This is a genomic window from Shewanella sp. 30m-14 (assembly GCF_052977125.1).
This window is the reverse complement of sequence record NZ_JBRILW010000042.1, coordinates 1-21,751: the sequence shown is the minus strand read 5'-3', so window position 1 is coordinate 21,751 and position 21,751 is coordinate 1. Positions and strand designations below refer to the sequence as shown.

General features: G+C 44.0%; 14 protein-coding genes and 1 tRNA gene. 7 read left to right on the top strand and 8 right to left on the bottom strand.

All coding sequences use genetic code 11. The annotated features are described in order from the left end of the window. Positions 1 to 33: 33 nt before the first annotated feature. Positions 34 to 5,004 carry a S8 family serine peptidase gene (locus tag ACVBIU_RS20140; RefSeq protein WP_447164609.1) on the bottom strand — a complete coding sequence of 1,657 codons (4,971 nt, stop codon included), beginning with the start codon at positions 5,002 to 5,004 and terminating at the stop codon, positions 34 to 36. Between the two features lie 441 nt (positions 5,005 to 5,445). On the opposite strand from ACVBIU_RS20140, the gene ACVBIU_RS20135 reads away from it, so the two are divergent. Further along, entirely contained in the window at positions 5,446 to 6,348 is a 903-nt protein-coding gene (locus tag ACVBIU_RS20135; protein ID WP_447164610.1) for a LysR family transcriptional regulator, read from the top strand. Positions 6,349 to 6,476: 128 nt separating this feature from the next. On the opposite strand, the gene ACVBIU_RS20130 is transcribed toward ACVBIU_RS20135, so the two are convergent. From ACVBIU_RS20130 to ACVBIU_RS20115, 4 genes are all read right to left on the bottom strand, one after another. Continuing rightward, positions 6,477 to 7,418 (bottom strand): DUF4097 family beta strand repeat-containing protein, encoded by a 942-nt coding sequence (locus tag ACVBIU_RS20130; RefSeq protein WP_447160758.1) that lies wholly within the window; start codon positions 7,416 to 7,418, stop codon positions 6,477 to 6,479. Next, positions 7,415 to 7,954 (bottom strand): hypothetical protein, encoded by a 540-nt coding sequence (locus tag ACVBIU_RS20125; RefSeq protein ID WP_447160759.1) that lies wholly within the window; start codon positions 7,952 to 7,954, stop codon positions 7,415 to 7,417. Before ACVBIU_RS20125 ends, ACVBIU_RS20130 begins: the two co-directional genes overlap by 4 nt. After that, positions 7,947 to 8,492 (bottom strand): RNA polymerase sigma factor, encoded by a 546-nt coding sequence (locus tag ACVBIU_RS20120; protein WP_447160772.1) that lies wholly within the window; start codon positions 8,490 to 8,492, stop codon positions 7,947 to 7,949. The genes ACVBIU_RS20125 and ACVBIU_RS20120 overlap by 8 nt, the downstream gene beginning before the upstream one ends. A gap of 335 nt (positions 8,493 to 8,827) precedes the next feature. Then, positions 8,828 to 9,775 carry an ornithine cyclodeaminase family protein gene (locus ACVBIU_RS20115; RefSeq protein ID WP_447160760.1) on the bottom strand — a complete coding sequence of 316 codons (948 nt, stop codon included), beginning with the start codon at positions 9,773 to 9,775 and terminating at the stop codon, positions 8,828 to 8,830. A 238-nt stretch (positions 9,776 to 10,013) separates the two neighbouring features. Between ACVBIU_RS20115 and ACVBIU_RS20110 the strand changes: the two genes are divergently transcribed. Beyond that, a complete protein-coding gene (locus tag ACVBIU_RS20110; protein WP_447160761.1) occupies positions 10,014 to 11,876 on the top strand; it encodes a methyl-accepting chemotaxis protein in 1,863 nt (620 codons plus the stop codon). 191 nt (positions 11,877 to 12,067) lie between these two features. Here the strand turns inward: ACVBIU_RS20110 and ACVBIU_RS20105 are convergent. After that, a tRNA-Phe gene (locus ACVBIU_RS20105) sits at positions 12,068 to 12,143 on the bottom strand. A gap of 251 nt (positions 12,144 to 12,394) precedes the next feature. On the opposite strand from ACVBIU_RS20105, the gene ACVBIU_RS20100 reads away from it, so the two are divergent. Further along, positions 12,395 to 14,563 carry an efflux RND transporter permease subunit gene (locus ACVBIU_RS20100; protein ID WP_447164611.1) on the top strand — a complete coding sequence of 723 codons (2,169 nt, stop codon included), beginning with the start codon at positions 12,395 to 12,397 and terminating at the stop codon, positions 14,561 to 14,563. 123 nt (positions 14,564 to 14,686) lie between these two features. On the opposite strand, the gene ACVBIU_RS20095 is transcribed toward ACVBIU_RS20100, so the two are convergent. Next, a complete protein-coding gene (locus tag ACVBIU_RS20095; RefSeq protein WP_447160763.1) occupies positions 14,687 to 15,448 on the bottom strand; it encodes an outer membrane protein assembly factor BamD in 762 nt (253 codons plus the stop codon). Positions 15,449 to 15,570: 122 nt separating this feature from the next. Between ACVBIU_RS20095 and rluD the strand changes: the two genes are divergently transcribed. From rluD to ACVBIU_RS20075, 4 genes are all read left to right on the top strand, one after another. Next, complete coding sequence (gene rluD, locus ACVBIU_RS20090) at positions 15,571 to 16,545, top strand: 23S rRNA pseudouridine(1911/1915/1917) synthase RluD (protein WP_447160764.1); 975 nt, start codon at positions 15,571 to 15,573, stop codon at positions 16,543 to 16,545. Continuing rightward, complete coding sequence (gene pgeF, locus ACVBIU_RS20085; RefSeq protein WP_447160765.1) at positions 16,542 to 17,288, top strand: peptidoglycan editing factor PgeF; 747 nt, start codon at positions 16,542 to 16,544, stop codon at positions 17,286 to 17,288. The genes rluD and pgeF overlap by 4 nt, the downstream gene beginning before the upstream one ends. 218 nt (positions 17,289 to 17,506) lie before the next feature. Then, the gene (gene clpB, locus ACVBIU_RS20080) at positions 17,507 to 20,080 is read left to right on the top strand and encodes an ATP-dependent chaperone ClpB (protein WP_447164612.1); all 2,574 of its coding nucleotides are present in this window, start codon (positions 17,507 to 17,509) and stop codon (positions 20,078 to 20,080) included. 281 nt (positions 20,081 to 20,361) lie between these two features. Further along, the gene (locus ACVBIU_RS20075) at positions 20,362 to 20,688 is read left to right on the top strand and encodes a hypothetical protein (RefSeq protein ID WP_447160767.1); all 327 of its coding nucleotides are present in this window, start codon (positions 20,362 to 20,364) and stop codon (positions 20,686 to 20,688) included. Positions 20,689 to 20,745: 57 nt separating this feature from the next. Here the strand turns inward: ACVBIU_RS20075 and ACVBIU_RS20070 are convergent, their stop codons facing one another. Continuing rightward, entirely contained in the window at positions 20,746 to 21,249 is a 504-nt protein-coding gene (locus ACVBIU_RS20070; protein WP_447160768.1) for a DUF4124 domain-containing protein, read from the bottom strand. Positions 21,250 to 21,751 lie beyond the last annotated feature (502 nt).

Below are 21,751 nucleotides of genomic sequence, written 5' to 3'. Positions count from 1 at the left end.
TAACTTAGCGTTACGGTTCTTTAATTAAGTTAGCTAGTGACGTTTTTTACGGCTGCCAGCTAACAATCCAAGTAGCGTAAGCGCTAGGAAGCCCAGGCTACCCCCACTAGAATCTGACTCCGGTTGTTCATCCGGAGTTTCTTCTGCTGGTGGGGTTGGCTCTATACCATCAGAGTGCACCGTTAGCATAAAGCGGGTAGATGCTTGATCTGAGGGATATGCCATATCATGCACGGTAACGGTAACTTCTGTGGTGCCGTGCCAGTTAGCATCAGGTGTAATGGCAAATGTTTCACCAGTGATAGTCGCTGTAATATTCTCACCGCTGACCATCAAACCATTGACCGTACCTTTTACGTCGTTATACATAACGCTTAAGCCTTCAAGGGTGCTATTTTCTTCCATCTCCATATCTGGCATTGCAGCAACACTGATATTACTTGGTGCTAGCACGGTATGAGTAACAGACACTAACTCTGAATCAGCATATTGAGTCTGAACTGACACTGTGTTGTCACTGCCTATCGCGGAGGCTGATACACGGGCTGAGAACTTAAGCGAAAGTGCTGTTTGCTCTGGCCCCCGATAATCGGCGCAAACCACTGTACCTTCACTGACTTTTTCATCAACGTCGTTATAAGCAAAGCCGTCATTCAAGTAGCCGGAGAGTGGGCCAAATGGCGTACGCTCGCCCCAGAATCCATGCAGACCAATTGAACCTAAGTGAGCATTTGCTGATTTTAAAGTTTGATAAGCAAAGATCATCTCTGGTGTTTCTGGGTCAAAGCTTATTGAGTTAGCAATAATAGTTTGAATGTTAAACTTAGCACCAGGATCTGGGTTGGTGTTACCGACCAAGAAGCTGTTCCACTCTTCACCGCCATCCCACTGGAAGATATAGTGATCATTGGTTACCACACCATATACCACGTTGGTGTAGCGGAATGTTGCCCAATCAATCGAGCCTTGCGGCATCTTCACATCACCGCGCCATAGTGGTGCGATTACCGTGTCTGGGAAGGTTTGAAAGTTCTCATTGAATGGCTGGTTATAGTTCCAAAACTCTGGGTTAGCATCGAGTTGAATATAACCAAATGGCGAGATCCCAAGTACATTTTGTGTGAACTCCTGAGGATTGGCATACAGAGGTATATGAGGTAACCCATTCTCTTCCATCGGTATGTATAGCATCTGGTTAGATAGACCTGAAATACCTAAATCTTGATAGCCTTGCAAAGGTAGGTCATAGAAGGTTTCATCGTCACCGTAAGGCACCTTACAGGTCGCGTCATCTAAGTTGGTAGTAAACACATAGTGACGCTGCATATCGCTAGACGATGCCTGTGCAGCGTTGATGCTAATCGTATTGCCGCTCACTGTCAGGCCTTCATGATAGTCACCTACGCCGCCAACAACGATAGAGTCTTCGATTAACTGCATCCCTTCAGACAGTGCTGCATTTAATGTGAACGCACGCTCTGCCCCGAGTAAGTTAGGTGCTAAATCAACGATGAAATCAACTATATCACCAACCTTAGCCGCCGTTTGCGATGCAGTAATTTCAGTGTCTATCCCCTTATGTTGTAATTTAACAGCAAAATCCCCCAAGTTAGTTGGGTTGTAGTCATCACTGCCTAGCGCAACAACACCGTAGTAAGTGTCACCGTCGGTAGCGCCTGGCAGGTTGTAGTTAAGTTTTAATTGATAAGGAGTCAGACCATCGGTCGTCGCAGGGCCTTCAACCGTCATATTGGCATCATCGGAACCGCCAACAATACCTAGACTGAGAACAAATTCGTCAGCAAGGTTTTTAGGGTCTTCATAGTCATACTTCCAGTTGGCAGCAATTGCCCAGTAACGACCCGGGGTCGGGTTGTTAATGGCACAGAAGTCGCCGTTATCGGTAAATGAGTAACAGATAGCTTCATCTAACCATTGAATGTCACCATCTTCATTGATATCCATACCCAGATCGATAGAGGTATAAGCGTGTTTTGGTGCCGACAGGACTTCCCACACAATTCGCTGCGTACCGGCTGGTACATCGAAGAAATGAACTTTGGCGCCGCCATCGGCTTCTATCTCAGCAAGCGTTAAGCCAGTCGAGTAAGTTCTTGCATCTGCGCGAGGGAGTGCATAGGTAAATGTTTCCCCTTTGGTTAAACCAAATACTTTTGAGTTTAGCGACTGGATCTCTTCAGTGTTAAGCATTGGCGTTAAAGTATGCCCTTGCTCGCGGTGAATAATCCCGGACACTTCAGCTGGTAAGTTGTCGCCACTATAACGAACACCTACAGGTAGGTGCTGCATTGGTGTGCTGCTATTTGCTGGAGTCAGTTTGACTGAACCTGTTAGCTGCAGTCCTGACGAGTCGGCGCCAATCGCTTCGACCTCTAACACTTTTGCTTTTAAGCTAATGGCTTGAGACTCACCCGCTTTAAGAGTAAAGGTCTTTGGCGACACCTCTAGCTCTAGCATAGGTGCACCATCCATAGTTTCAGCTGTCGCATCAACGGTCCAAGTCCCTTCTTCTGTCGCTGTTACTGTGCGCATCCAACTACATGTACTGGCACAGTTATCTTGATAGAAGTAAGGCAGGTTCAAGGTGTGAATGTTACCGCCATTATTGGGGTTAGCTGCGCGGTAATTTTCAGCTGTTTCATTGAGCAATAAACCCGCATTATTAGCACGTGATACGTTGATCACGCCACTACCTGCATCACTGTATCCCGCTGGGACGGGGTCATAGGGCGAGCCATCGCGCGAGCGAGTGGCATTATCTAATGACGCTGTGGTCATCAATGCCGATTGAATCTGCGCTGGCGTCCAATCAGGATGCGCCTGAGTCAGTAGTGCCATAGCGCCTGCTACGTGAGGTGCTGCCATCGATGTACCGCTAATTGCTGCGTAATCCGCTGGCATACCTTGCGTGCTAAATGGCATCTCATCGGCCCAAGCTGCAAACACGTCAACACCTGGCGCAGCTAAGTTTGGTGACATCACATCGGGCGCTTCAAGATTGGGACCACGCGATGAGAAATCTGCAACGTAATCAGCAACTCGTTCATTGGCCACCACTTCAGAGGCCGTGATGGTTATGCTGTGATTGTCACCACCTTTAAGCCAATCTTCTAGACCAAAGTAACCGTTTTTGTAGTCACCATAGTAAGCGTTGTAATCAATATGAATACCTGGGATAGAGTAAGGATCATTGGCAGTGGTTTCTGAGTAACCCGAGTTCCACAGGATAAAGCCACCTGCGCCACCGGCCTCAACGTTAGTCGCTTTGGTTACGCGGGCAATATCACCACGCTTACACACAACAATTGGCGCGGTAGCAAATGGATTTCCATCAGGATCTACCGAGAAGAAGTCTGCAGGGAAGGGGTCGTTACACTTTTCATATTCACTGCCGTAAGCTTTGGCTTCAACAACGGGGCCTGTGTAAGCGCCAGTTAGCCCGCCACCGACAAGTTCATCAAGCGGCTTTTCTCCCCCAGTTGATGCAGTTAGCGTTTTACCTTCAACCGCTATTTCGCGGCCATGAGTCGTTGCTGCTACAGAGGTGATCCAAGGTGAGAAGTGGTCGATGGCGCCGCGTGCTTGACTGGCATGTTGCGGTGCATAAGAGTTACCGGCAGAAGCAGCAACCGAGATCCCAGCTTCACGTGCAGCCAAGAAACCCATCTCCATAGGGTCATCCCAAGGGAAAGTACCAAAAGGGCTACCAATTGAGTAGTTGATAACATCTACGCCATCAGCAACGGCATCTTCAATACCTGCTAACAGCGCAGAGCCAGGACAACCACCATAACCGTCACCATAGCTGCCGTCACTAGGGAAACAGACTTGATACATAATGATGTTGGCGCGTGGTGCAACACCAGACACTTTGTCAAATTTAAGGCCAGTTGGTATGCCATCACCAACTTCGCCCGTAATAGCGACCACATGCTCTACATTAAACAGCTCATTTCCCGCCGCAGTTGAAGCCGTGTGTGAACCATGACCATTATAATCCTCACCGTTTTGAGGGCGCTTAGGGTCGGTAATGTTCCAAGAGGGTTGCTCTGGCTGGAAAGCGGCATCCATATAACTGTCGGTGATGCTCTCATAGGAGCGAATACCGATAAGCTTATCGTTACACATGCTGGCAAATTCAACTTTTTCACAGTCACCTAGGTAACTGCTATAGCGATCTGGCATTGTATGGGTATAACCATCGCCTGCAACTGCCGCAAAAGAGGCGTGATCTGAATTGATACCGGTATCAAGTACCCCAACGACAATGCCTTCACCTTTGTATTTATCATCAGCTGCACTTCCAGTCCAGATGCCGTCGGCACCTATGTGTCCTGGACCATTATCAGTGTGTAACTCATACATTTTCTCAAGGCTAACATTACGAATACCTGGAAGGCTGGCAACGTTTGCAGCTTGCTCTTGAGTCATGCGTAGCGCCATACCATTAAACGCCAATGTGTATCGATTTTTTATATCAAGATTGGCCCCAACCCTTGCGGATATTTGGTTAAGCGCTTGATCTTGTTTATCAGTTAGGTATTGGCTGTATTGCTTAACTGAACTGCTTTTAGTATCGAGTTTGTTGTGGCCACGAGGGCTTAACATACTAGGGATGGTGTTAACCGTCGGGGATGTTGCCTCAAATTGCGCAACGCCACCACGGTAGAGAGAAACGGGTTTGTCGCTTAACTCTACGATATAAGTTTGTTCCCCTTGTAAACCTGCTTGGTGTTTAAACGGTACTTTGCTGTTTTGGTTTGTAGCGATTGCACGGTGAATATTTTGTGCGTTACTCGCGGGACGGTTTACGCTATTGCCGGCTCTACTGTTACCACTTCGGAGCTCTTCATTGTATTTAAGGATGGCATCTGTGATTTCGATACTACGTATATTGTTATCAGTGCCAGAAGCGGCCACTGTGCCTGCACTAGCGGCGTAGATTGCCGCGATAGTCATCAGACTTATTTTTTTTAGTTTCATTGTTCTGCCTTCTGGTTGTATTTGTGCAACTAGATTGTTAACTGTTTGTTTCTTTGGTGGCCAATAGTCAGAGTGAATGCTGTTATAGCTGATGGGTATGCAAGTTTTTTTATGATTAAAAACGGACTGTGTATGTGGTTTTATCGTGTTGAAGTACGAGGGTAATTGAATTGAACGGATCTAATTTCATTTAGAAACCCTATAATTAATAGCAAGATGAACCGGAAATATTAACAGGGATACAATTGATACAAGTTGTTACATTGCCGCTATAGCGAACTTGTGTCGGGCCTTTATCTGGCATAGTTTGTAGGAGCTGAAGCAGAGGCCGGACAGGTTAATCAAGGGTTAACCTTCAACTGGTAGTATCAGTTTGTAGGCTGAAGTGTGACTTCGGCTTGAACTTATTTTGGATTGACCATTATTAATTGGATGAGGTTTATGGAGCTGCGGCATATAAAACATTTTGTGGCGTTGGCTGAATGCAAGAGCTTCAGTGTTGCAGCTGATAAGCTAGCCATAACTCAGCCATCATTGACACGCAGTATCCAGAAGATGGAGCAGAACCTTGGGGTGCAGCTGTTTACTCGAGACTCAAGGCATGTAAAGTTGACCTTTCATGGGGACTTGGTGCTAAAGCATAGCGATAAGATTTTAAATGGCGTCCATCTGCTCGAGTCTGATATAAAAATTAATAGTGGTAAATCAACAGGTAAATTGGTTGTTGGTGGTGGGACTCTTGCTTCAAGTAATATATTGAGTGAGATCCTCAGCGAGTTCTCAAGGTTCTCACCATCGATAAGTGTCGAGCTGCGTACCCGAGATGTGAGTGAACTTAATGACTTACTCTCAAGGGGGGAGCTGGATTTGTTTGTTGCTGAAACGAAAGTCACTGGTTTCGATAAGCGAGAAGACTTAAACATTATTAATTATTGTAGCTCTGTGGGGGTCTTTTGCTGTCGGCCCGAGCATCCACTGGTGAGAGAGCAAAATTTATATACTCCCAGATTAAAAGACTTTCCTATCGCGTTGCCTAGAGCAACAACTCACGAGCTTGAAAGTTTGTTTGGCGACCTATTTGATAGCAGTCGACATGCATTTTCTGGCTTAGTAAGGTTCGAGCTTTTCCACTCAATAAGGCAATTGCTATATAACAGCGACATGATTAGTTTATTACCAAAAGTGATTATTGACGAAGAGTTAAGTGCTAGACGTTTGGTGTTATTAAACGTGAAAGACATGCCTTACATCAGTGTGGATTATGGTGCTGTGTATTTAAAATCTCGCGGGTTAACTCCAGCTGCAAAGGAATTTATTTCATTTATAGGAACCGCTGGAAGCTAGGGCGTTAAGCTCTTGAAGTGCATTAATTATCGCTAAAAATATAGGCTGTAAGTCATGACGCTTTACAGCCTGTATTTTGCCAGCCTATAAGAAGCAAGAGGCTGTATCAATGGTGGGGCTTACCGCTATTACTTCAGTAATTCAATTTTGCCACTAATCGTCGACACTCCGAGATCTGCACGGCCATCACCCGTTTGGAATTTTAGGTAGGATTGCGGCGAATACTTTTCTTTAGTGATCTTGTCGTCAGTTAATTTGTTGCTGATCTTGCCGCCGGGGCCGCCGTTGATATCGAAACTGATATTGGTGGTATCTAGGAGTGTAATACTCATATCACCACTGACGCTGCCAAGTTTAGCTCGACGGGTTAACGCTGTCAGCGATAAGTCTACATCGCCGCTAACGGTTTTGACATTCAATGAGTCGATATTACCCAGGGCTAAAGTGGCATCACCTGAGACCGTTTCTACTGAAACCTTGCTGGCCTTGGTGTCTGCGCTGAGCTCACCACTGACGAGTTGATAGTCTAGTGAGCCACTACTTTGGCTATCTTTGATATCTCCTGATACGGTTTTAAGCTGAGTCTCCCCCGTTAAATTACGTGTAAAAATATCGCCGGATATGGTTTGTAGCAGACTTTTTTCATGTAAGTCGTTAGCCTTGATATTGCCGCTGACAGAGCTTACCTCAAGCTTGCCAACTAAGGCATTTAGCGTGTAGTTCGCCGAGACGCTTTCGGCCTCAAGCACAAGTTGCTTTGGTAGTGTGATAACTAAATCAGAGCCGTCTTTATTCTTACCATTATATTGGCGCGGCATCTTATCTTCGATCGTGACACTATTACCTTTGATTGAGAATATGAAGCCTTCACTGAGTTCGTCTAAAGTGCCTTTTATTGAGATTTCATTTTTATCCCAAGACTTAAATGTGACGCTACCACGCTGTACTTTCACTTTTACAGCAGGATTTGCTTGAACAGCTTGTTGCTGTTCAATAGCTTCTCCTGCGATAGTCATATTCGTAAATAAAACAGCGCTAGCCATTAGCGTAGTGATGAGTGTTGGTTTCATATTAATGCTCCTTGAGGTAATGGGTTAACGGGTAGCGTTTGACCTTGCTGTAATAGCTCAATCTCTTTGTGTTGAGTCCACAGCCATAGCTGCCACAGTTCCTTATCATTAGGGGATTTTTGTAGTGTTTGGTAGATCTGTTCGGCTGCCTTTCTGAGCTGCTCTATGCCTTTATCTAGGGGGACGCCTAGCTCGGTTCCTTGCCAGTTAACTAGGTGCGGTTGCTGACTAAGCTGCTGCACTTGAAGCTGATGCTGCATCTGGATCTCGGCTAAGGTAAGCTGCAATGGTGAATCACTTGGCGAGGGCAGGCTATTTTGCTGCCAAACATTCATCCCCAACAGGCCTGTGAGTAGCACTATGCAGGCAATCGCGAGGCGTTGCCATTGCTCGCTTTGCTTAATGTGAGGCTGAGCCTGCTGAAAATCGGGTTTATCGAGTTGCTTTTCAATATCGCTCCAAAGGTCTCTTTGAGGGGCGAGTTCTTGAGGAGCCAGTTTGACTAATTGTGTGAGTGTTGTTTTAACGTTATTCATTGCGGCCTCCTTTCTCTAGCGGGTTTGGGTCTATAAGCAATTCAAGTAAATGTCGAGCCCTGTGGTATTGCGCCTTGCTTGTACCTGCTGCAATGCCCATTAGTTGGCCAACTTCTTCGTGCTTATAGCCTTCTAAGGCATGTAATACAAAAACGATCCGCGCTCGCTCTGGCAATTTGAGTAATAGTTTATCTAGGTCTTCATATTCATCACTGATGCTCTGCACATCGGTGTCACTACTGACAAATCGCGACCAAAATGAGCGATGTTTCTTAAGGCTAGATAGAGCCTGATTGACGCTGAGCGTGTGCAGCCAAGTTGTAAACTGACTTTCACCGCGAAACTGAGGCAGCTTCTGCCATAGTTTGACGAAACAATCCTGGGTGGCTTCCTCTGCTAACGACACTTGACCCGTGATCCTTAAGCAAAGTGCGTATACTCGCTGGTGGTGCAGTTGATAGAGCTGCTTAAAAGCGGACTTATCACCTAACTTTGCTTTATCTATAAGTTCAGATTCTAGAAGCGGCCTTGACGCCATGACCTGTATTTGTACCGTCACTCAACTTTCCTTGTGCGCTTACGTTACTAATAAGACATAGCCAACAGATAAAAAGGTTTAAATGCAATAGAAATTATTTTTTGCTGGTCGAGATGCAAAGATAAATCTTGTTTGTTATGGCTTGAGGCTAGCTATTTTTATGGATATAGCGGCTGGATTTAGCAAAAAAAGAGAAGCCAAGTATGCTTCTCTCAATATAGATAAACAGATAAACCGACATTGTGACGCGAGCTCAGCTTTTTTGAAGGCTAACTTAGATTTGAGAATGCTAACTTAGCACTTGGGACTGCGAGCTTTGATTTTAGAGTGCTAGCCTAGCTTAGTTTTGAGAAAACGAGCTGTGCGCCAACAAGATCTGCCAGTGCAGTACCTACGGTCTTAAACACCGTGATTTCTTCATTGCTAGTACGGCCTTTAACTTCTGCTGTGCAAAGCTGACCTAATTCGCCTTTTACATCGTCAAGGGAAAACACACCTTCTGCCACTGGGATCTGTAACTCTCCAGCCTCAGCAAATACATTGATTTTGGAATCAACAAACACCGACGATTTAGTGATTAATTGGGTATCACATTCGCGTCTATCGTGGTTGTGGTTACCGACAAAGTCAGTGTGTGTGCCAGATTGAACCCAATCACCGTTAAACAGTGGTGCTGGACTGCCGGTAGCACAGCTAATGACATCGGCCTCGCGTACACTTTTCTCTAAGTTAGAGCATAGAATGACTTCAATATCTTGGCGTTTGTTGCGGATAAGCTCAACCGTTTTGCGAGCCTTTTCTTCGCTGCGCCCCCAAATGGTAATTTGAGTGATCGGGCGCACGCTGGCATGAGCCAGTGCCATAAAAGAGGCTAAATTACCTGTACCGCAAACCAGTAGTTTGCTGGAGTCTTCACGAGACAGGTATCGGCTACCTAGTGCAGAGATTGCAGCGGTGCGCCAATAGGTGACGCTAGTGCCGTCTACTAATGCTTGAGGCTCACCAGTCTCTCGACTAAAGACCAATATTTTAGAGTAGAGACTAGCCAGTTTAGGGTCTTTTTGTGGGTTACCAGGAAAGTAAGTAAACGCTTTTACAGCGATAGCTTTGTCATTCCATGAAGGTAAGACTGCAAAAGCGTCACTATGGCTGGCTGACTCATCTAAGCTGAAAACTTGACGTTGCGGCATACCTGCTGGGCGAGAAAATGTCTCATCTAGGGCATTGATTAAATCTGGGAAATTAAGGGATTGATGAACTGACTCTGCATTGATGACTAACATGAAAATCTCCATTTAAGTATATTTTATACTATTTGTAGGCTTTGCCTGAGTCAATGAACTTTTATGAGCTGAATTATATTTCAACTTAATAATTATATTGTTGGATATTATTTGCTGTTTTTAGGTGTTTTTGTAGCTAAATGTCCTACCTAATCAGCCGATAAAATAAAAGACAGCCTTAGGTAACTGCTATTTGATGTTTTCTAAGGGACTTAAGCTAATAAAAAAGAGATGTAACATGCTAATTCGATATAAATTAATGTTAAGTGCAGGCGTGTCTATCACTGCATTAGCGGCCATGTTTGGCCTTCAAGTTTATTTTAGCCAAGTGCAAACGGAATTAGCACAAGCTTCGCAGGATATTTCGGGGCTTAAAAATGAGATGTTAACACTACGCAAAGATGAAAAGGATTTTCTAGCAAGAAAGGATCTTAAGTACGTTGATCAGCATAAATCTGATAATCGTGATGCTCAAGCAACAGTGGTTAAGTTGACTAGTGTATTTGAAAAATACGCTATACCCGCTGCAAGTTTAACCCTTTTTAGCCAAGAACTTGCCCGTTATGAATCTGCCTTTAGCAATGTTGTGAGTCTCAATAAGCAGATAGGCTTAACGCCAAAAACAGGTTTATACGGCACATTGCGAGGCGCTGTGCATCAGGTTGAAGGTTTAGTTGAGCAATATAATGAGCCTGAACTGATGGTGCAGATGCTGCAACTTAGGCGAGCCGAGAAAGATTTTATGCTAAGGCGTAGCGAAAGTTATGTGGGTAAATTTGATGATAACCTGCAGCAATTCCTCAATACTCTGAGCTTAGCCCAGCTTGATGAGCAAGCGAAGCAAAAGATAGCCCGCTATATCCAACAATATAGCACAGACTTCAATACGTTAGTGCAAAAAGAGCAGCAACTCGGTCTGACCATTTCTGAAGGTGAGCGTGGACAATTGCGCCAAGCTGTCGCCAATACCGATAGGGCGCTCAATCAGCTCGAATCTTTGGCGATGGATGTGATTAGCGATAAAAAAAGCTCGGCATTTATTGTCGGACTTTCAATTGCGGTGCTGATTGCTGTGGCTCTGGCATTTGCGACCTTGATGATTATTCGCAGTATTATTGAGCCAGTTAAGCGCATTACTGAGGTGATCACTTATATCGAAGAAAATAAAGACTTATCTATGCGCTGCGATGCGAGCAGTGACGATGAGCTTGGTCAAATCGCTAGGCACTTTAACAGTATGGTAGAAAGCTTCCAGCAGCTTATCCATCAAGTGACTCAGTCTGTTGATACTATGAATGACTCTTGCCAAGATTTAGCAAGCAATGTGGCGCGCGCTTCACAAGGTGCTGAGAACCAACTGAATGAAACCGATATGGTCGCAACGGCGATTACTGAGATGGGAGCCACCATTGATGAGATTGCTAAAAACACTGAACTTGCTGCTAATAAAGCCAGTATGACTCACGACAATGCTCAAACAGGGCAGGTTGGTGTGCAACACACAATCGAAAAGATAGAGTTATTGGCGCAGCAGATCAACGAGTCGACTGATGTGGTGACAGATCTTGAAAAAGACAGCGCAACTATCGGTAGCGTACTTGATGTCATTCGCGGCATTGCCGATCAAACCAATTTACTAGCATTAAACGCCGCGATTGAAGCTGCAAGAGCCGGTGAACAAGGACGTGGCTTTGCCGTGGTTGCCGATGAAGTGCGCAGTCTTGCGATGCGTACACAAGAATCAACAGAAGAGATCGCCGCGATCATACAAACCTTGCAGTCCCGCACTCACTCTATTGTGAGCTTGATGCACGCGAGTTGTGAGCAGGGCAATGCAAGCGCTGAACAAGCGGCCTCAGCTGGTAGTTTATTACAGCAAATCAACAGCGACGTAACCAATATCATGGATATGAGCACACAAATTGCGGCGGCAATTGAAGAGCAAAGCATGGTGGCTGCAGAGGTTAATCAAAATGTGGTGGTGATCCGCGATATCGCTCAGGAAACGGCAGAGGTGGCAACGCAAAACGCGAGTGCGACGGATGAGGTGCGTGAGCGTGCCGCGTATCTACGAGATGCGGTGAGTAAGTTCAAGGTATAAGGCTATGGCTTGAACATGATGATAGTAAGCCTCTAGTAACTACTCTAATTACTAGGCGTTTACTTTCATCGGTCTTGAATTTTAGGCATAAAAAAAACCTCGCTATGCGAGGTTTTAATGTAGCGATAATAGGTCTTAATATGCCTTGTCGCTGGTCTAGCTATTGTTGTTGCAACACCTAAACTAAATATTGGTGCCCGAACCCGGAATCGAACCAGGGACACGAGGATTTTCAATCCTCTGCTCTACCGACTGAGCTATTCGGGCAACGGGCGCTATTAAAAGGCTTTTACCGTTTTTAGTCAACCCATTTTTGAAAATAAGTGATTTTTATTGCTTGCCCGTTGAATAATTCGGCACTTAGCTTTAGAAGTAAGCAATAATCGTAAATGAATGGTTTATTGCTTAAATTGCTTAATAAGTTTGATGAAAATAGCTTTGCTGCTTTGAGTGAGCATACAAGGAAGTGACGCTTTTGAGATGCACACGACTTACAGCTATATAGAGGGAGAGTTTGATTGGGTTATCAAACGCAGATCATCTGGAATATTCAGCGACATCCAATCGTCATGTTTATCGCGATGGCGGTTTTATTGCTTCTTTCTGTGTTGGGGGCTAATCGCCTCAATCTCGATGTGGATTTTAATGACTACTTCGCGCCGTCAGATCCGCGATTTGTGGCATTCAATAACATGATGGCTAAATTTGAACGTCATGATCAACTTTGGCTGTTGTTAGAAACGCCGCAAGATTGGCGAGATAAAAAGCCACAGGCGCAATTAGCTTTGTTTCTGGATAAGCTTGATGCCAACCAAGATATCGCCAGTATCCAAGGCTATAACCAGTTTATTGATGGCACAGCCAAACAGGATAAAATTTTAGCTTATAAAGCTCACCCTCGGCTGTCCTCTGTGCTGTCTACTGATGGTCACGCGCTACTGTTAAAGTTGCAATTAACTAGTCTCAGAGCGCCTGAGTTCACTACACAGAGTTTGTGGTTAGACGATGTACTGCAAAGAGTCACTAACGATAGTCGCCATTATTGGCAACCCTTAGGGGTTAACTTTTATCTTAATGGTACTCACGCACTTAACTGGCAATATGCTCAAGTATTAAGTCATGATTTGAGCTGGTTTGCCCCAGCCTTGTTAGGCATTATCTTGTTGATGGCGGTGCTGTTTATACAGCAAAAGTCGTGGATTTTTGCGCTTATTGTTAATACTGGGGTCACATTAATATTAACCGTGGGGTTAGCGGCTTGGTTAAAACTGACGCTTGCGGCGATTACCGCTTTTGTGCCAGTGATTATAGTGACACTCGCTTTAGCTTATGCATCTCATTTGTACTTTGGTTGGCAAACCCAGATGAGACTAGGAAAAACAAATCAGCAGGCTTTACGTTATACGGTTGAGGTTAATCAAGCGCCACTGTTTTACTCTAGCATGACGACCATCTTTGGCTTTAGCTTATTACTACTGAGCCCATCACCGCCAATCCAAAGTTTTGGCTTACTGGTTGGGTTTGCTGTGCTGTGTAATTATATTCTCAGTCTAACAAGTCTGATTTTTTTCGCTAAATATGCGGGCGCACCCAAAAGCAAACTGCTTAATTTCAATAAGGTGCTGGTGTTAGCGAAGCTCAACACTAAACAGCCGCTAGCGGTGATGCTCGGTATCGTCATTTTGAGTGCAATGGCTCTTGTTAGCGTATCGAAGCTGAGCTTAAATGATGATCCCTTAAGATACTTTGAGCCAAGCACCCCTTTTATTGTTTCAAGTCAGAAAATGGCGCAATACTTTTCGGGGATAAATCTGCAGCATTATGTTGTCAGTGGCGTAGAGCGAAAACAGATAAATAAGACTGAGATCAGCTTTATCTATAAATTCAGCCGTTTTTTAAAACTGCAGCCACAAGTGATTAAGGTGCAGCATATCGGTGACTGGATAAAAAGTGCTGGGCTTGGGCAGAGTCAGTTTAAGCAGATCTTGGCCAGAAATAGCGTGGCACAACTGGGCTTGGCAAGTGAGTTGTCGGTTGATAAACAATCGAGCTTAATGACGCTATATTTACAACCTATGACAGCCATGGAGCTTATTGCTTTTGAGCAACGGGTCGATACCTGGTTAGCCGAAAATGCAATCGGTGTTGGTGTCAGTCCACCACTTGGGAGTAATTTGTTGTTTGCTCATCTTAGTGTCGATAATGCCAATAGTATGCTTGTCTCTTTTGCTGTCGCTTTAATTGGCTTGGCGATATTATTGAGTGTATTAAAGCGATCGTTAATTTTTGGTTTTATGGGCTTACTGCTTAACTTTTTACCTTTGTTGTGGGTATTTGCCCTATGGCAAATGAATGGTGGTTTTATCAGTTTAGGTACCGCATTGGTATTAGGAATGATGCTTGGGATCATCGTTGATGACACCTTACATTTGATGCTAAAGCTGCCTGATAGGGGAGAGATCACCACTGTTTCTATATGGGATAGTTTATCTAAGGTCTTGCCTGTTATTAGTTTTACCACCTTGACCATTACGCTCGGCTTTTCAATCGGCCTATTATCAGACTTTACGCCTATCTCTCAGTTAAGCTTGCTGTCTTGTCTCGTGGTGCTCTTTGCCTGGGGTTTTGACGTATTAATGTTACCGGTACTTTATCGGCGCTGGCTATTGAGAAAAGCTGAACACTAGTTGCTTGAAATGACAAATTTTCGTTACGGGGCTTTATTTTTCGGTACTAGTCAAATTTTGAACAAAAAAATAAGACCTCAAAAAGAGGTCTTATTTATCGTCAAATATGCATGTTCAACTGGTTTAGTTAGTGACTAACTTATTGTTAGGGAAATTAGCCTTCATCACCATGAGTGCATGATCTTTAAGCTTTTCTTGTCCAAGTTCACCATAGGCAGTAGACATGATTTCTAATGCTTTTTCAGCTGATGGAGTACCTGGATAAGTCTCCAAAACTGACTGTGCACGTACTGCAGCTGCACTCCATGCATTCATTTTTATGTAGTATTCAGCTACCTTGATCGAGTAAAGTGCCAGTCTATTTTTTAGATGCTGCATGCGTTTTTGTGCATCTGCTGCATACTTACTGTTTGGATATGACTTAATCAGTCTATCGAAATCTTTAAATGCATCTTGTGCGGCTTTAGGGTCGCGGTCAGAACGGTCGATATTTAGCATATCGTGAAACATGTATCGATCAGACTGCATATTGACTAGGCCACGCATGTAGTAAACATAATCAATATCTTTATGTGTTGGGTTTAAGCGAATAAAGCGATCGATATTCGCAATGCCTGACGCTGGATCGTCAAGTTTGTAATAAGCATAAATGAGGTCAAGCTGTACTTGAGTCTTGTGTGGACCGAATGGAAAACGCGAATCCAAGGCTTCTAGAGAACGCACAGCTTTGCTGTAATTACCTAGTTCCATCGAGGTTCTTGCTTGAGAATAAAGCATTTCCGGTGAACTTTTTGTCATCTGAGGGTCTTCGCCCTGTTTACTACTACAGGCCGTAGCTGCAAGCGTGATAAGGACTACAGCGACACTTTTGGCAATTTTATGCATACTTGAATTCGATTCTTTTAAAGTTATTGTTAAGAATTTTTCCATTTCACGATAAAATAGAAACAATCCGATTGTAACAGATAGTAAACATTTTTGGACCCAGAAAAGTGGGTACGGTTCATATGACACAAGAGATTAATCTAAAAAGCGAGATAACAGCAACACAAACCGGACAAAGATTAGACCAGACTTTGGCTGATTTGTTCCCTGACTACTCGCGTACACGTATCAAAGAATGGATTTTATCAGGTTCAGTCTTTATTGATGGCGAAGTTTCTGACAAGCCTAGAGTTAAAGTGCTAGAAGGTCAGGAAGTTACGGTTGCTGCCACGTTAGAAGAAGAAACGAAAGCTAAAGCTGAAGCTATTGATTTAGATATCATCTATGAAGATGACCATATTCTAGTTATCAATAAGCAGGCTGGCTTAGTGGTTCATCCTGGCGCAGGTAATCAAGATGGTACTTTAATGAATGCCCTGCTGCATCATTGCCCTGGTATCGAATTAGTGCCGCGTGCAGGTATTGTGCATCGTTTGGATAAAGACACCACAGGTTTGATGGTGGTGGCCAAAACGGTTGAAGCGCAAACACACTTGGTTTCTGCACTGCAGGCCCGTGAGATCACGCGTGAGTATGAAGCGATTGTGACAGGTACGATTATTGCCGGCGGCACTGTCGATGAACCAATCGATCGTCACCCGACTAAGCGTACCCATATGGCAGTTGTTCATAACGGTAAGCCTGCGATGACTCATTATCGCGTGGCGGAAAAGTTCAGAGCGCATACTCGCCTAAGATTACGTTTGGAATCTGGCCGTACGCACCAAATCCGTGTCCATATGGCACATATTGGTCATGTTTTGGTTGGTGATCCTGTTTACGCGGGTCGTCCACGTCCACCAAAAGGGGCTGCACCAGACTTTTTCGAGACTTACATGGGCTTTAAGCGTCAAGCACTGCACGCAGTTAGACTTGAGCTAGCACATCCATTTACTTGTGAAATCATGAGCTGGCAAGCACCTATCCCAGAAGATATGGTGAAGCTGACCAGAGCGTTACGTAAAGATACTGAAGAAAATCCTTTAGTTTATTCATGATAAGCAAAATAGAAAATCAAGCTTGGTTTATCCCATCTGGGGTGAGCCTGGCTTTTTCTACTAAAGAAGGTGGCGCTAGTTTGCCACCTTATGCCAGCCTGAACCTAGGGCTGCATGTTGGTGATGATCCTAACAAGGTCCTGGCCAATAGATCGCTCATTGTTGAGCAGCTAAATCTTCCCGCAAAGCCTGCCTGGCTAGAACAAACCCACAGTATTGACGTTGTCGATGCTGACAATACCCAAGTTCATCATGCCGATGCGAGTTATAGCGATAACACCGAGCAAGTTTGTGTTGTGATGACCGCCGATTGCTTACCGATATTATTGTGTGATGAGAATGGCACCGAAGTCGCCGCTGTTCATGCTGGCTGGCGCGGTTTGTGTGATGGAATTATTGAAGCTACTGTCGAAAAATTTAATCATCAACCTAATGAACTGGTTGCCTATTTAGGGCCTGCCATTGGGCCTACAGCTTTTGAAGTGGGCGCTGAAGTTAAAGCACAATTTGAAACTAAGCATCCGCAATCGAGTCAATTCTTTACTTGTCATATCAACCCGCAAGGGGAGCAAAAATATATGGCAGATATTCAAGGGTTAGCCAGCTTTAGGCTTTCACTCTTAGGTGTTGGGCGTATTTTTAAAGATCAACGCTGCACAGTTTCTGATGTAAAAAGCTTTTTCTCCTATCGTCGTGATGGCATTACGGGCCGCATGGCATCATTTATTTGGCTTAATCGCTAAATCAAACTTGATTTTGTTTAAATAGTCCCCATCTTTTAAGTAACAGATATTCTGCTCAATTGCGGAGTACCCCCTTTTTTCTTGTGTGAATTTTAGTGCGAATGAATATGTACCATTGAATTGGAATGTATTAGTACGTCCAATTCAATGTCTCGAAGCAGAAACGCAATGTTCATTGCCTTTTATTTACCCAATTTTTATGAGTTATCGGAGGATTTATGCGACTCGATCGTATGACTAATAAATTCCAGATGGCGATCTCAGATGCTCAATCATTAGCACTCGGTCGAGATCATCAATTTATCGAACCATCACATTTGATGATGGCATTACTAAATCAAGATGGAGGGTCAATTCACCCTCTACTTACGCAAGCAGGGATCCAGGTGAGTACCCTGCGATCTTTATTGAGTAAGGATTTAGAGCAACGACCACAAGTTGAAGGCACTGGCGGCGACGTACAGTTATCGCAGGCATTAGTTCGTTTATTGAACCTTTGCGATAAATTGGCGCAGAAACGCAAAGACAAGTTTATCTCTAGTGAGCTATTTGTATTAGCTGCGCTAGAGGGCAACGATGCGCTAGCGCAAGCCCTAAAACAATCTGGTGCGACAAAAGAGTTAATGGAAGCGACAATCACTCAGATCCGTAATGGCCAAAATGTCGATGATCCTAACGCTGAAGATCAACGTCAAGCATTGAAGAAATTCACTGTTGATTTAACAGAGCGTGCCGAGCAGGGAAAATTAGATCCTGTGATAGGGCGTGACGATGAAATTCGTCGTACCATCCAGGTGCTGCAACGTCGTAGTAAGAATAACCCGGTACTTATTGGTGAACCGGGCGTAGGTAAAACGGCGATTGTTGAAGGGCTTGCTCAGCGGATCATTAATAATGAGGTGCCTGAAGGCATCAAAAATAAGCGTGTATTATCACTCGATATGGGCGCATTAGTGGCGGGGGCTAAATACCGTGGTGAATTTGAGGAACGTTTAAAAGCGGTACTTAATGAGTTATCTCAAGAAGAAGGACAAGTGATCCTCTTTATTGATGAGCTGCACACTATGGTTGGCGCTGGTAAATCTGATGGTGCGATGGATGCGGGTAATATGCTCAAACCTGCATTGGCTCGTGGTGACTTACATTGTGTTGGTGCAACGACGTTAGATGAGTACAGGCAATATATTGAAAAAGATGCCGCACTTGAGCGCCGTTTCCAAAAAGTATTGGTAGATGAGCCGAGTGTTGAAGACACCATCGCTATTTTGCGTGGTTTAAAAGAACGTTATGAATTGCATCATCATGTCGAAATCACCGATCCGGCAATTGTTGCGGCGGCGAGTATGTCGCACCGTTACATTTCAGATCGTAAGCTACCCGATAAAGCAATCGATCTGATTGACGAGGCCGCATCAAGCATTCGTATTCAGATTGACTCTAAGCCCGAATCATTAGATAGGCTTGAACGTCGTGCTATTCAGTTAAAACTTGAAGAGCAAGCACTAAGTAAAGAAGCTGATGAGGCGAGTTTACGTCGTCTAGAAGTGCTACGTGCGGAGCTGAAAGAGGTTGAAGCGAAAGCGTCGGAGTTAAATGAAATTTGGCGTACTGAAAAAGCGGCATTAGCAGGAACTCAGCATATTAAGGCTGATCTTGAGCAAGCGCGAATGGACTTAGAGGTTGCAAGACGTGCGGGTGACTTAACTCGTATGTCTGAGCTGCAGTACGGACGTATTCCAGAACTCGAAAAGCAGTTGGACTTAGCGGCGCAAGCTGAAATGCAGGATATGACCTTGCTACGTAATAAGGTCACAGACGTTGAGATCGCCGAAGTGCTGTCAAAGGCGACCGGTATTCCAGTGTCTAAGATGCTTGAAGGTGAACGGGATAAGTTGCTTAAGATGGAAGATGCGCTACATGAGCGTGTGATTGGCCAAAATGAAGCGGTAAATTCAGTCGCGAATGCGATTCGTCGAAGCCGCGCCGGCCTTGCCGATCCCGATCGTCCAATTGGTTCATTCCTATTTTTAGGTCCAACCGGTGTGGGTAAAACAGAGCTATGTAAGTCATTAGCAAAGTTTTTATTCGATACTGAGTCAGCTTTGGTTCGAATCGACATGTCTGAGTTTATGGAGAAGCACTCAGTGTCGCGTTTAGTTGGTGCACCTCCTGGGTATGTGGGTTATGAAGAGGGTGGCTACTTAACAGAAGCCGTCAGACGCAAGCCATACTCAGTTATTTTGCTAGATGAGGTCGAAAAAGCGCACCCTGATGTATTTAATATTTTATTACAGGTATTAGATGATGGTCGTTTGACTGATGGACAAGGGCGCACGGTAGATTTTAGAAATACCGTAGTGATCATGACCTCAAACTTAGGTTCTGATCTGATCCAGATGGGCTTCGGTACGCAAACTTATGACGAAATGAAATCTGATGTTATGCAAGTTGTCATGCAAAACTTTAGACCAGAGTTTTTGAATCGAATTGATGAAGCGGTAGTGTTCCATCCATTAGATGAGCAAAATATTGCTCATATTGCATCGATTCAAATCGAAGGTCTAAAAAAACGTCTAGCAGATAAAGACTATGGGCTTGAGATGACCGATGAAGCCTTGGCCTTGATTGCCAGAGCAGGATTTGATCCCGTTTACGGTGCAAGACCGCTTAAGCGTGCCTTACAGCAAGAAGTGGAAAATCCACTGGCACAACAAATCCTCAGTGGAAAGCTATTGCCCGGTAAGGATATTAAGGTTTCAGTCGAAGGCGACGCATTAGTCTTTAAGCAGTAGTCGGATTAGTATTAGCGACTGTACTATCAATGGTAGCGTAAAAGGCTTCAACATAAGTTGAAGCCTTTTTTGTTTGAAAAACTTTCAACAAACCCTGTTAAGTTGTGATTGTTAATGTATATTTGAACTGTGAAGGCTGTTTTTTGAGCTAAACATATTTGTTTTCAATATCTAACTTAGCCGAATTGGTAATATTTGAGTAATACATAATACTCAGGGTTAATGTTGAACCATGCATTTTGAATTTTTTGTCTTTCGATATGGACACGGAGCTGAGCATTATGAAAAAACAATTAGCCGTTATTACATTAATTTCGTTAAGTGTGATTGGCTGTTCTTCAAATTCGATTAATGAAAAAGAGTCGGTGTCAGGGCCTTATATTGGTGAAGGAAATAAAGCGTATGAAAGTCTTTATCATTATGGGTATTACCGAGGCTGTAAAAATGCTTATGTTACTGAGCGCCAGCAGACCGAGCTCTATGACTCTATAAAGAAAGACAAAGCATTGGATGGCTTACAACAATTTGATGACGGTTGGACTGCAGGGCAAGAAGCTTGTGCTGATGGGATTCCACGCTCAATGTATAATCTACAAGCTAAAAAGTAGCTGTAGATACTGAAACTGAAAACAGACTCAATCGAGTCTGTTTTGGTTTAAACGGTACTACTTTGTACAAAAAAGCTTAACTCGTTCACGCTGCTCTGTAATCGAAGCCAGCCTTTGCTCTTCGGTCATCGCGATAACATCACCTGTTTCTTTGTTCTTTTTATTTAGCTTTGAATGAGTTGTTAGCACATTAAGACTGTGTTGAGCATTTTTACAGATTAACTTGGCTTGCTTTTGGTCTGCTTGGTTGATAGCGGCTGCTTTTCTCTCTATATCTGATGGTCCACTGCCTTGTGCGACTTTAACTAAAGGCGCAACCGTACCAATGTGTTTAGGTTTAATGTCTTCACTATATAGCTTATCTGTTTCAGTCGGTGATTGAGCTTGCTCAGGTGGCTGCTGACTATAATGGGTGACACCATTATCATCGACCCAAGTGTAAATGACACTGGCCTGCACGTTGGCACCTGATAAAGTAAGCGCAATGGAGGTGCCCGTAAGTACAATAGCCAAAGTTGAAGGAGTGAGTATAGAAAGAAGCGCTTTTGTTGTTCTAATCATTTTCTATCCCTAGTAAAAATGAACTAAGTTAAATACAGTCTGTAACAATGCAATATGCTAGCTTGAATATATAATTAATACCAACATATGTCTGAGGTCGTGTAGCTCCTAAAAGAATCACCAAAATTAGATGCTCTATCATGGTGGCTAGAGAAACTTAGCAAAACTGGCCTCTTAGTTGGTTATCGCTGCTACACATCGGTCTAACTTCGATACTAATTCGATACTAATTCGATACTAGTATTCGAGGTTAACATCCGAAACTAACCTTAGTTTGGCCTGAATTATCGACAAAGTGCGGGCTTTATACTCGTTTAGTTAAGTTGTTTCATTTTTATTGTACTTTTTATCAATAAGCCCCTTGCGCTACTCCGAGATATCCCTATAATGCGCATCCACTGACACGGCACAGCAGGCCAACTAGTACTAACGCTTGAGATTAGAAATAGTCGTAAACGCTAGATAGAATGGGACTTGCAGCGGTATCGGTTAGCTCTTTTTA

Excerpts from the sequence above, each read along its gene's own strand:
- ACVBIU_RS20140 (WP_447164609.1), bottom strand. The coding sequence starts at position 5,004 with ATGAAACTAAAAAAAATAAGTCTGATGACTATCGCGGCAATCTACGCC.
- ACVBIU_RS20135 (WP_447164610.1), top strand. The coding sequence starts at position 5,446 with ATGGAGCTGCGGCATATAAAACATTTTGTGGCGTTGGCTGAATGCAAG.
- ACVBIU_RS20130 (WP_447160758.1), bottom strand. The coding sequence starts at position 7,418 with ATGAAACCAACACTCATCACTACGCTAATGGCTAGCGCTGTTTTATTT.
- ACVBIU_RS20125 (WP_447160759.1), bottom strand. The coding sequence starts at position 7,954 with ATGAATAACGTTAAAACAACACTCACACAATTAGTCAAACTGGCTCCT.
- ACVBIU_RS20120 (WP_447160772.1), bottom strand. The coding sequence starts at position 8,492 with ATGGCGTCAAGGCCGCTTCTAGAATCTGAACTTATAGATAAAGCAAAG.
- ACVBIU_RS20115 (WP_447160760.1), bottom strand. The coding sequence starts at position 9,775 with ATGTTAGTCATCAATGCAGAGTCAGTTCATCAATCCCTTAATTTCCCA.
- ACVBIU_RS20110 (WP_447160761.1), top strand. The coding sequence starts at position 10,014 with ATGCTAATTCGATATAAATTAATGTTAAGTGCAGGCGTGTCTATCACT.
- ACVBIU_RS20095 (WP_447160763.1), bottom strand. The coding sequence starts at position 15,448 with ATGCATAAAATTGCCAAAAGTGTCGCTGTAGTCCTTATCACGCTTGCA.
- rluD (WP_447160764.1), top strand. The coding sequence starts at position 15,571 with ATGACACAAGAGATTAATCTAAAAAGCGAGATAACAGCAACACAAACC.
- pgeF (WP_447160765.1), top strand. The coding sequence starts at position 16,542 with ATGATAAGCAAAATAGAAAATCAAGCTTGGTTTATCCCATCTGGGGTG.
- clpB (WP_447164612.1), top strand. The coding sequence starts at position 17,507 with ATGCGACTCGATCGTATGACTAATAAATTCCAGATGGCGATCTCAGAT.
- ACVBIU_RS20075 (WP_447160767.1), top strand. The coding sequence starts at position 20,362 with ATGAAAAAACAATTAGCCGTTATTACATTAATTTCGTTAAGTGTGATT.
- ACVBIU_RS20070 (WP_447160768.1), bottom strand. The coding sequence starts at position 21,249 with ATGATTAGAACAACAAAAGCGCTTCTTTCTATACTCACTCCTTCAACT.